A 1,063-nucleotide genomic window follows, 5' to 3' on the forward strand; every position below is an offset into this window, starting at 1 on the left:
AGATAAGATGGTCTATACCCTTTATAATCTAAATGATAAAGAAATAGAACTCATAGAATCCAGTTTTAATTAACAAAATGATATTTTTATGCTAGAATTGGATCATCTAAGCTGGTAACTTGGATAGATAAAAAGGTTTAACCCTCTGATGTTAAAAACCTAGTCCTTTTGGGCTAGGTTTTTTGCTATTTTTAACTTTCAACAAAAGCTATTTCTTCCTCTGATAGTTCGTAGAGTTCATAAACAAGTCGATTTATTTGCAAATCGCTCTCGCAGTTGTCGCACCGCCCGCAGCGCTCGGCGGCCGCCTCCCCGAAGTAGCGCAGCAGGAACGCCCGCCGGCAGCCCGACGTCTCGGCGTAGGAGCGCACGAACCCGAGGCGCGCGCGTACCGCATCACGACGCTCGGCGAGCCGCGTCACCACCGCGATCGCAGCCTCGCAGCCCGACGGTGCAGCCGTGCCGCCGTCCGCGAGCGCGTGGCGCCCTCCGGCGAGCGCCTGCACGACACCGAGCTCGGCGAGCGCCGCTGAGACGCGCTTCCTGCGCGGCGAACAGGTTGACCGTTCGCGCCTGCTCGAGGAGAACGACGAGGCGGCTGCCAACAACAAGCTCACGGCGCGCTGGGAGCCGCTTCTGCTCGGGCTCACCAAGGCGTCTCTTGCGACGGAGTCGTTCATTTCGGCGGCATCTTTCCAGGAGACGACCCGCGTGCTGACCGATGCCGCGGTGCGCGGTGTCAAGGACGATCTCAGAGGTCTCAAGGAGAACGTCATTGTCGGTCGGCTGATTCCTGCGGCGCGCGGCGCAGGTTGTCGTGCACGACCTGGTTGTTCGGCTTGCCGCGCGTCAGGTGCTGGATCAGCAGCAACCCGGTCGCGATCTCGCGCACGCACTCGAAGCCGATCAGCACGATCGCGCGCGAGATGGTGGATACCGGCTCGCCGCGCGCGCCGTACGCGACCGAGTTCACGACACGCAAAATTTTTGCTGACAGGCCCGGATCCTGCAGGATCGCGTGGGCGAGGCCCAGCGTGCTGCAGTGCTCCTTGTTGAGCAGATG

The 1,063-nt window shown here is 59.1% G+C and carries 2 protein-coding genes; both read right to left on the bottom strand.

Translation table 11 applies throughout. From position 1 onward, the window contains the following. Positions 1 to 191: 191 nt before the first annotated feature. Positions 192 to 680 (bottom strand): RecQ family zinc-binding domain-containing protein, encoded by a 489-nt coding sequence (locus tag Q5I06_RS08675; RefSeq protein ID WP_305520946.1) that lies wholly within the window; start codon positions 678 to 680, stop codon positions 192 to 194. A 92-nt stretch (positions 681 to 772) separates the two neighbouring features. After that, positions 773 to 1,063: HDOD domain-containing protein (locus Q5I06_RS08680; RefSeq protein WP_475581210.1), on the bottom strand; the 291-nt coding region annotated here is incomplete at its 5' end.

The sequence above is a fragment of the Helicobacter cappadocius genome (assembly GCF_030688855.1).
Lineage (GTDB): Bacteria > Campylobacterota > Campylobacteria > Campylobacterales > Helicobacteraceae > Helicobacter_J > Helicobacter_J cappadocius.